9 protein-coding genes and 1 pseudogene are annotated in these 9,598 nt (G+C 73.3%); 7 read left to right on the top strand and 3 right to left on the bottom strand.

All coding sequences use genetic code 11. The annotated features are described in order from the left end of the window. Positions 1-198: pseudogene (locus tag ABZ885_RS29780) on the top strand (hypothetical protein); the annotation flags it as partial. A 167-nt stretch (positions 199-365) separates the two neighbouring features. On the opposite strand, the gene ABZ885_RS29775 reads toward ABZ885_RS29780, so the two are convergent. Continuing rightward, entirely contained in the window at positions 366-1,100 is a 735-nt protein-coding gene (locus tag ABZ885_RS29775) for an SDR family oxidoreductase (RefSeq protein WP_360195201.1), read from the bottom strand. Positions 1,101-1,170: 70 nt separating this feature from the next. On the opposite strand from ABZ885_RS29775, the gene ABZ885_RS29770 reads away from it, so the two are divergent. After that, on the top strand, positions 1,171-2,118 hold the full coding sequence (locus ABZ885_RS29770; RefSeq protein WP_360195198.1) for a LysR family transcriptional regulator: 948 nt from the start codon (positions 1,171-1,173) through the stop codon (positions 2,116-2,118). 152 nt (positions 2,119-2,270) lie between these two features. Here the strand turns inward: ABZ885_RS29770 and ABZ885_RS29765 are convergent, their stop codons facing one another. Then, positions 2,271-2,996, bottom strand: a complete 726-nt coding sequence (locus ABZ885_RS29765; protein ID WP_360195195.1) for a class I SAM-dependent methyltransferase — start codon at positions 2,994-2,996, stop codon at positions 2,271-2,273. 95 nt (positions 2,997-3,091) lie between these two features. After that, positions 3,092-3,922 (bottom strand): SAM-dependent methyltransferase, encoded by an 831-nt coding sequence (locus tag ABZ885_RS29760; protein ID WP_360195192.1) that lies wholly within the window; start codon positions 3,920-3,922, stop codon positions 3,092-3,094. 292 nt (positions 3,923-4,214) lie between these two features. Here ABZ885_RS29760 and ABZ885_RS29755 point away from each other — a divergent pair, with 292 nt between their 5' ends. From ABZ885_RS29755 to ABZ885_RS29735, 5 genes are all read left to right on the top strand, one after another. Next, entirely contained in the window at positions 4,215-4,571 is a 357-nt protein-coding gene (locus tag ABZ885_RS29755) for a PRC-barrel domain-containing protein (RefSeq protein WP_360195204.1), read from the top strand. A 289-nt stretch (positions 4,572-4,860) separates the two neighbouring features. Further along, entirely contained in the window at positions 4,861-6,309 is a 1,449-nt protein-coding gene (locus tag ABZ885_RS29750; protein ID WP_360195189.1) for an endonuclease/exonuclease/phosphatase family protein, read from the top strand. 109 nt (positions 6,310-6,418) lie between these two features. Then, positions 6,419-8,398: a phosphocholine-specific phospholipase C gene (locus tag ABZ885_RS29745; RefSeq protein WP_360195186.1), complete on the top strand. Its 1,980-nt coding sequence runs from the start codon at positions 6,419-6,421 to the stop codon at positions 8,396-8,398. Positions 8,399-8,523: 125 nt separating this feature from the next. Then, the gene (locus tag ABZ885_RS29740; RefSeq protein ID WP_360195184.1) at positions 8,524-8,997 is read left to right on the top strand and encodes a VOC family protein; all 474 of its coding nucleotides are present in this window, start codon (positions 8,524-8,526) and stop codon (positions 8,995-8,997) included. Between the two features lie 4 nt (positions 8,998-9,001). Next, on the top strand, positions 9,002-9,451 hold the full coding sequence (locus ABZ885_RS29735) for an SRPBCC domain-containing protein (protein ID WP_360195181.1): 450 nt from the start codon (positions 9,002-9,004) through the stop codon (positions 9,449-9,451). Positions 9,452-9,598 lie beyond the last annotated feature (147 nt).

The raw sequence follows: 9,598 nt of genomic DNA, 5'->3' as shown, positions 1-9,598 counted from the left end.
CTGTTCGACCTGCCGGGCCTGCGACCCGCCACCGAGGCCGCACTCGCCGTCCGCCTGCCCGCCGCCCGCCGCCACCGCCCGGACGGCCCGCCCCTCCTCGGCTCCCTCCGTCTCGCCGCCGCCGCGACAGCCGCCGACACCTTCCCCTGGCCCCTCGACCCCCCACTCCTCGACCTCCTCCGCCCCGGCCCCGCCTGATCCGTCCTCACCCGCCCACGAGAAGTCGGCCAGGCCGACTTCCTGCGCGCCGCCCGCCTCCCGCCCCTCCTCGGCCCGGTCTTCGGGGAGGAGCGGTCCGGCTCAGGCCAGTTGATCGCCGGTCCGATGAGCAGGCGGACAGGGCTTCGGGCGGAGCCGGCGCGGCCTCACCAGGGAATCGGCCCGTCCTCGGCCAGGAAGGCGCCCGTCGGGCCGTCCTCGCCCACCGTCGCCAGGCCAACCGCCACGGCCGCGCCCTCCTCCGCCGTGCGCATCCCGGAGTGGCGGTTGAGGTCGGTCGCGCAGTAGCCGGGACTCACCGCATTGACCAGGATCCCTTCGGCGCGCAGTTCATTGGCGTAGAGCACGGTGATCGCGTTCAGCGCGCTCTTCGAGGTGCAGTAGGGGAGGAGAATCGAGTAGTAGGCGGACCACGGGCTGCCCGGGTCGGCCAGGTGGGTGAGGGAGCCGAGTTCGCTGGACATGTTGACGATGCGTGCGGCGGCGGAGCGGCGGAGCAGGGGGAGCATGGCGTGGGTCACCGCGATGACGCCGAACACGTTGGTCTCGTAGACCTGCCGGACGGTGGCGGCCGGGGTGTCACTCGGGCTCTGCGGTCCGGCGGCGATCGCGGCGTTGTTGACGAGGATGTCGAGGCGGCCGAACGTGGCGTCGATGTGCTGGGCGGCGTCCTGGACCGAGATCTCGTCGGTGACGTCCAGCGGTACGAACCGTACGTCGGCGCCGTCGGTGCGAAGCTCCTCGGCCGCCGCCTCGCCACGCTCGGCGTCGCGGGCGCCGATCAGCACGGTGATGCCGAGGGCGGCGAGCCTGCGCGCCGTTTCCTTGCCGATGCCCTTGTTCGCTCCGGTGATCAGAGCCGTCTTCTGTGAAGTCGTCATGCACCCAGCCTCCCCTCGCCCATGGGCGGAAGGGAAAGACCGGAAGACTCTGGATCTATAGTCCACGGATATGAGTGAGCTGGAGGTGCGGGAGCTGAGGTACTTCATCGCGGTCGCCGAGGAACTGAACTTCAGCCGGGCCGCGCAACGCCTGGGGATGGCGCAGCCCCCGCTGTCGAAGGCGATCGCTCAGATGGAGTCGCGGCTCGGTGTCCGCCTGCTGGAGCGCACCACCCGGCAGGTGAGGCTGACCACCGCCGGCCAGGTGCTGCTGGACCAGTCCCGGATCGCGGTCGACGCGGTGCACGCGGCGGCCCGGCGTGCACGCCGGGCCGGTCAGCCGACGCCCCAGCTCGTCGTGGCGGTCAAGCCGGGAGGCGATGCCGGGCTGCTGCGGGAGATCCTCGCCGCCTACCGGGGAACGGGTTCGCAGCTGCCGCCGCCTGAAGTCGTCGTCGGCGGCAGCGGAGAGCCGATCGCCATGCTGCGGGACGGCCGTGCCGATGTGGCGCTGCTGCGCAGCCCGTTCGACGGTCAAGGGCTGGATTCCCAGACGCTCGTGGTCGAGCCGCGACTGGCCGTTCTCCCCGCCGCGCACCACCTCGCCGGACGCCGGCGACTGCGGCTGACCGACCTCAAGGGCGAACCGATCCCGCGCTGGAAAGGGGCCGCCCCCTCCACCACCGCCTACTACACCGGATGCGACGGAGCGGAAGCGGGCGATGGCCACACGGGCTCGGCGCCGGCCGACACTCCTGAGGGGCCGCTCGTGGCCAGCGTCGAGCAACTCCTGGAGGTGGTCGCGCTGGGCCAGGCGGTGGCGTTCCTGGCACGCTCCACCACCGAGCGGCACCAGCGCCCGGACATCGCCTACCGGCCGGTCACCGGCCTCAGCCCCAGCGCGGTCGTGGTCGCCTGGCCGGAGACCTCGCGATCCGCAGCCGTCGCCGCCTTCGTCCGAGCCGCCCACGACGTCGCCGCCCACCACCCCGACTACCTGACCGCACCGGCCCACTGACCAGGGGCACTCACCCCTCGCCATGGCGATCACCGCAGGACCAGTTCCAGACGACCGCCCCGGTCCCGTCCGATCCGTCCTCGCCCGCCGCGCGAGAAGTCGGCCAGGCCGACTTCCTGCGCGGGTGCCCGGGAGTGGGGGGGCCCGTGAGGTCAGGGGCGTCGGGCGAGGAAGACGAACTCCTTGCCCGGGCGGTCGGGTGCGTCGAGGACGTCCTGAACGCTGAAGCCCTGCGCCGCCAGGTCGGCCTCGATCTCCTCGCGCTCCCGGAACCGCAGGGTCGAGTCCGAGGTGAGGTGCTGCCCGTCCGAGGCGAACACGTAGTTCCAGCGGAAGGTGACGAGGGGCGGGCTCACCTCGACCAGCTCGACCCAGCTCTCGACCGCGCCGGTCCCCGGGATCTCGGTGACCCGGTGCGAGGCCGCGCGGTTCCACGTCTCCCAGGCGCGCACGGCCGGGACCCTGGTCTCGAAGACCAGCTGCCCGCCGGGCCGCAGCGCCCCGAACGCCCCGGCCAGCGTCTGCCGCCACGCGTCCGGGTCGATGATCGCCTGGGCGACGTTGGCCGTCATGGTGACGAGGTCCACCTGTAGCGGCGGAAGATCGGTCGCATCACCGCAGATCCAGCGCACGCGTTCGCCGCCCGGCTTCGCCCTGGCCACGTCGACGGAGGCACGGGCGGGGTCGACGCCGACCACCTCGACGCCCCGGTCGGCCAGCAGGAGCGCGAACACGCCGGTGCCGCAGCCGATGTCCAGCACCCGCTGCGCGCCGAGCTGCCGGGCGAGGTCGAGGTAGGTGTGGAGGTCGGTGCGGTCCGGATCGAGCGGGTCGTGGATCGCCGCCAGCCGTGGGTCTCCGAATATCTCGTCAGCCATGCGTCCGAAGGGTAGACGTGACGACCGTTCGGCCGCCGCTCAATTAGACGGCGCTCCACCGTCCCCGGGGGCAACGGTGGCTGCTCCGTCCGTCCTCAGGGCTTGCGGGCCACGGCCCCGTACATGCTGACGCGGTCGGCGCCGGGGACGGGGGCGGAGTCGGGCCGCCAGAGCGGGACGGTGACGACGCCCGGGTCGAGGACGTCGAGGCCTTCGAGGAGGGCGCGGACCTGGTCGCGGGTGCGGCCGACCAAGGGAGCGGTGGCCTTGTCGTAGACGCCGGTGACGCGGTCGCGCACCTCGGTGGGGATGAAGTCCGCGGTGCCGTGGGAGAGGACCAGGTGGCTGCCCGGGGCGAGGGCGTCGAGGAGCTCCCGCAGCACCTTGTCGGGGCGGTCCTCGTCGCGCAGGAAGTGCAGGACGGCGCAGAGCACCAGGGCCACCGGGCGGTCGAAGTCGAGGAGTCGCTCGGCGTCGGCGGCGGCCAGGACGCCGGCCGGGTCGCGCAGGTCGGCCTGGAGCACGGTGGTGCGGCCGACGGTCGTCCCGGCCATCAGGGCACGGGCGTGGGTGAGCACGATCGGGTCGTTGTCGACGTAGACGACCCGGGCGCGCGGGTCCACGGACTGGGCGATCTCATGGGTGTTGCCGGCGGTGGGGATGCCGGTGCCGATGTCGAGGAACTGGTCGAGGCCGAGGCGGGTGACGTGCCGGACGGCCCGGTACAGGAAGGCCCGGTTGGCGAGGGCGGTGGAGCAAAACTCCGGATTGGCGGCCAGGGCCCGCTCGGCGGCCTCGCGGTCGGCGGGGAAGTTGTCCTTCCCGCCGAGGTAGTAGTCGTACATCCGGGCCGGGTGGGGGATCTCGGGCCGGAGGTCGGCGGCGACGGCGGCGTCGCCGGGCTCCCACATGCCGTCGTAGCCCATGGCCGCCTCCGCTCGTTGGTGACCTCTGCGCGATCTGATGATCCGTCCGGTGTTCTCGGCGGACAGCCTAGACGCCCGGCCCGGCCGTCGGTGGGCGGGTGGGCGGCTCACCCATACTTACGGGCAATGACCGCATTCCTGCCCGTTCGGTCGGTTCGCCGGGACCCTCACACCCCCGTGCCCCCGTGCCCCCGCGCCCCGTCGGGCGGAGCGGCGCGGACCGGAGCACGATGGAAGTCCCCGGACACCACCACCAGGCCGGGCCAGGGCGGGCCGGCGACGGGAGGCCATGATGATCGGTGCGGCGGACATCAGGGAGTGGCGCGGCCATGCCGTGGTCGACGAGAAGGGCCGTCGGATCGGCACACTCGAATCCGTGTACGTGGAAACCGCGAGTGACCAGCCGTCCTTCGCGACCGTCACGGTCGGCATGGTCGGCCGGCGCCGGCTGGTCTTCGTCCCGCTGGACGAGGCCGTGCTCGGGCCGGGCTACGTGCGGGTCGCGTTCGCCAAGGCCCTGGTCAAGAAGGCGCCCTCGATCGACACCGACGGCGTCCTGCCGGCCGAGGACGAGCCGGCGCTCTTCGCGCACTACGGGCTCCGGTACGCCCGGGGGGCGGGCGGCGAGCGCCGGCTCGCCCGCCGCTGATCCACCCGCTCGCCGGAACGGACTCCCGGCCCGCCCAGGCGTGCACGCCCGCCTCCGCGCGCCCGCCCAGCCGCCGCCCGGGAGTTCCCGGACCGCCCGACCATCCGTCATACGTCGTTCACGCCCAGGTCGCTGACCTCCGGATGAATGGGGCTCGCCCGCAGTTGTACAGCCAACTACGAGCGCCTCCCTCTCACCCTCCGTGACCAGCCGCCGACGGCCCGGCCCCGCCCTGCCCTCCTCCCACACGGGGCAGGCCGCCCGCCCGAGCGCGGCGGACAGGACAACCGTGGCCACCGGCAGCGCCCTGACCCTCACTACGCCCGCCAACCCCACCGAAGGTGACAAGCTCACCTTCCACTGGACGACCGACGCCCCCGACGCCAAGAACTGGGTCGGAATCTACGACGGCACCCGCCGGCCCGGCACCGGGAGCTCCCTGCTCTGGAAGTACACGTCGGGCGGCTTCGGCGACGTCCAGCTCGACACCTCGGCACTCACCGGCGGCCCGTACACCGCGTACCTGCTGGCCAAGGACGGCTACGGGATCCTCGCGCAGACCGCGCCGTTCACCTTCCGCCCCAGGCCCGCCGTGGTCCGCCCGCACAGCGCCGTCGACGCGCTCACCGCCACCGCCGTCGCCCCGGGCGCCGCCGTGTCGGTCAGGCTCGGCGGCCTCTGGTCCCGTCCGGCGGGCAATCCCGCCGGTGCCGCGACCTTCCGCAAGGTCTCCGGCCCGGCCTGGGCCGCCGTCGCCGCCGACGGCACGCTCACCGGCACCGCACCCGCCACCGCGCCCGGGAAGCCGGAGACGGTCGTCGTCGGCGTGAAGGACAGCGCCGGGGCCACCGACACCGTCACCGTGCAGATCCCGGTGGCGGACCCGGCCGGGCCGCTGCGCCTGAAGGCCGCGAGCTGGAACCTCGCCAATGCGGGTGCCACCTTCACCGACGCCCTCGAGAAGCAGCTGCGCGTCGTTCTCGCCCAGGGCCTGGACGTGCTGGCCCTCCAGGAGACGGCCGGCAGCGCCGCCCAGACGCTGGCCACCACGCTCGGCTGGTACGCGTACCAGAGCCCGGGCAGCGTGGGCATCCTCAGCCGCTACCCGCTGAGCGCCGTCACCCCGGCGACGGACGGGCTGCCGGCCGCCGGCGCCACCCTCCAGCTGCCCGGGGGCCGCGCCGTCCGCTTCTGGACCGCGCACCTGGACGAGACCGGCTACGGCCCGTACGCCGTCCAGGACGGCGGGAGCGCCGCCCAGGTGACGGACGCCGAGAACGCCTCCGTCCGCGTCCGGCAGGCCAGGGCGCTGGCCGAGGCCGTCAGGGCGGACGCCGCCGGCGGGACGCCGGTGATCCTCGCGGGTGCGCTCTCCTCGCCGTCCCACCTGGACTGGACGGCCGCCACCGCGGCCGGACACGGCGGGGTCGGTCCGCTCGGCTGGCCGGTCACCACCGTGCTCCAGGCCGCCGGACTGACCGACAGTTTCCGCGAGGAGAACCGCGACCCGGCCAAGGCGCCCGGCTGCACCTGGTCGCCGGTCCGCAAGCAGCGCGCCGCCGGCAAGCCCGAGCCGCAGGACCGGATCGACTACGTCCTGTACGCCGGCCCGCTCAAGCTGGTGGAGGCCCACACGCTGGTCGCCGACTGGCCCGCCACCAGCGCGGATCCGGCCGCCCTCGCCGCCAACCAGTGGCCCTCGGACACGGCCGCCGCCGTCGCCACCTTCCAGCTCTGACGGCCCCGGGCCCCAAACCCCGAGCCCCAGGCCCCGGGCCCCAAGCCCCAGGGCCCGAACCCGCGCCCCCGCCTACCCTCCTCCGTCACCCCCGAGAGGTCCGTTCGCCATGCCCGATTTCTCCCGCCGCACCTTCGTCGGCGCCACCGCGGCCGCCGGCGCCGCCGCCCTGACCGGCCTCCCCGCCACCACCGCCCGGGCCGCCGAACCCGCCGCGGACCGCCTCACCGGCACCATCAAGGACGTCAGGCACGTGGTCGTCCTCATGCAGGAGAACCGCAGCTTCGACCACTACTTCGGCACGCTCGACGGCGTGCGCGGCTTCGGCGACAAGCAGGCGCTCCAGTTCCCGGACGGCACCGACGTGTTCCGCCAGCCCGACCCGCGCCGCAGCGACGGCGGGGCGATGCTGCCGTACCGGATGGACACCTCCAAGTACAACGCGCAGAACGCCGGCGGCCTGCCGCACGACTGGGCCACCGGCCACCAGGCGATCAACAACGGCGCGATGAACAAGTGGGTCGCCGCCAAGGGCGAGCGCACCATGGGCTACTTCACCCGTGAGGACATCCCCTACCAGTACGCCCTCGCCGACGCGTTCACCCTCTGCGACGCCTACTTCACCTCCCTCGCCGGCCCCACCGACCCCAACCGGCTCTACCTCTGGACCGGCACCGCCGGCCCCGGCCGGGACGGCACCACCGGCCCGTGGATCGACAACACCCCGGTCACCGACAACCCGGTCGCCGACTGGACGACGTACGCCGAGCGCCTGGAGAAGGCCGGCGTGACCTGGCGGGTCTACCACAACCCCAGCAAGGACGACCGCACCGGCGACTACGACGACAACGCGCTCTCCTACTTCAAGCAGTTCCACGACTTCCCGGTCACCGACCCGCGGTACGTCAACGCGATGACCAAGTTCGACCCCGCCGCCTTCGACGCCCACTGCAAGGACGGCACCCTTCCCACCATCTCCTGGCTGGTCGCCCCCTACCTGTTCTCCGAGCACCCGGAGGCCGGCCCGGCGTACGGCGCGCACTGGGTCGACACCGCACTGCAGTCGCTGATGTCCAACCCGGCGGTCTGGCAGCACACCGTCTTCCTGGTCATGTACGACGAGAACGACGGCTACTTCGACCACATGGTCCCGCCCACCCCCGAACCCGGCACGCCCGAGGAGTTCACCCAGGGCCGCGCGATCGGCCTCGGCAACCGCGTCCCGCTCTGGGTCGTCTCGCCCTGGTCGCGCGGCGGTTGGGTCAACTCGCAGGTCTTCGACCACACCTCCGTGCTGCGCTTCATGGAGCAGGTCACCGGCGTCGCCGAGCCCAACATCTCGGCCTGGCGCCGGACCGTCTGCGGCGACCTCACCAGCTGCTTCGACTTCGCCGCCCCGGACCACTCGATCCCCGCGCTCCCCGACACCAACGCCCTGATGGCGAGGGCCGACGCCGGGACCAGGCTCCCGGCCGTCCAGCTGCCCGCCGCCGGCGCCCAGTCGATGCCCGTCCAGGAGCGCGGCGACCGCCCGCACCGCCCCCTGCCGTACCAGCCCTGGGCCGACGTCGACGTGGACCGGAAGACCGGCCGGGTCACCTGCACCATGACCAACGACGGCACGGTGGCCTTCCCGTACACGGTCTATCCCAACATCCTTTTCCCGTTCGCCGGCACCCCGTACACCGTCGCCCCCGGCGCCACCGCCACCCACGTCTGGGAGGCCGCGAAGAGCAACGGCCGCTACGACTTCACCGTCCACGGCCCGGACGGCTTCGTCCGCCGCTTCGCCGGTACGGTGATCCGCGACGGCCGGGGCGGCCAGAACGACATCGGCGTGCCGATCGTGACGGCCGACCTGGGCGACTCCTCCCGGTTCACCCTCCAGCTGGTCAACGACGGCATGACCGAGGTGGCCTTCACCGCCGCGCCCAACGACTTCGCGGGCACCCCGCAGACGGTCCGGGTCAAGCCTGGCAAGCAGGTGAACCTGGCCTGGCCGCTGGACCGGCAGGGCCGCTACGACGTCGTCGTGACGGCCGCCACCGGGCTGCGCTTCACCCAGCGTTACGCCGGCTGGGTGCACTGACCCCGCCGCGGGCATCCGCGGGCATCCGCGGGCCGCACGCGGCCGGGCGCGGCCGGGGGCGCCGAACTGGTGACCCCCGGCCGTGGCTCGGCCGTCCGGCCCGCGCCCGCCGCTACCGTCGGGCCATGCAGAAGATCACCACCTTCCTCTGGTACGACGACCGGGCCGAAGAGGCCGCCGCCTTCTACACCTCGTTGTTCCCCGACTCCCGGATCACCGGCACCACCCACTACACCGGGACCGGCCCCGGGGAGGCGGGCAAGGTGATGACCGTCGAGTTCGAGCTCGACGGCCAGCGCTTCACCGCCCTCAACGGCGGCCCCCAGTTCCGGTTCACCGAGGCCGTCTCGCTCCAGGTCGACTGCGAGGACCAGCAGGAGGTGGACCGGCTCTGGGCCGGGCTCACCGCCGACGGCGGCGAGGAGGGCCCGTGCGGCTGGCTGAAGGACCGCTTCGGCCTCTCCTGGCAGATCACCCCGCGCGTCCTGCTCGAACTGGTCGCGGACCCCGACCGGGCCAAGGCCGACCGCGTCATCGCGGTCATGATGCGCATGGGGAAGCTCGAGATCCAGCCGCTGCTCGACGCCGCGCGCGGGTGACGCCGTGACCGCCACCCCCTACCGCGCCATCGTCTACGTGCACGCCACCCCCGAGCACGTCTGGCACGCCCTCACCAACGCCGACGAGTCCGGCGTCTACTGGGGCCACCGCAACGTCTCCACCTGGCTTCCGGGCGCCCGCTGGGAGCACCAGCGCAAGGACGACTCCGGCACCGCCGACGTGGTCGGCACCGTCGAGGCCGTCGACCGGCCGCACCTCCTGGTCACCACCTGGGCCGGGCCGGACGAGCAGCGCCCGGGCGGGCCGTCCCGGGTGACCTTCCGGATCCAGGGGCACCAGGACCTCACCCGGCTCACCGTCACCCACGAGAACCTGGCGGACGAGGCCGAGCGCGACGACGCGGAGGACGGCTGGTCGGCCGTGCTCTCCAACCTGAAGACCTACCTGGAGACCGGCCGCCCCCTCCCGCAGGAACCCTGGTCGATGCCGTGAACGGCGGGACGGTCCCGCGCACCCGCTGAAGGGGCCGTCAGCCGGACCGCCGGCCCGCCCGGTCCCGGCGTCCGCTCCAGCGCCGGGCCAGCCGGGCGGTCACCACCAGAACGGTCGAGTACCCCGCTGAACAACCATCACTAAGGG

Source organism: Kitasatospora sp. NPDC047058 (assembly GCF_040643935.1).
Taxonomy (GTDB): Bacteria; Actinomycetota; Actinomycetes; order Streptomycetales; family Streptomycetaceae; genus Kitasatospora.
This window is presented reverse-complemented; position numbering and strand designations above follow the sequence as displayed.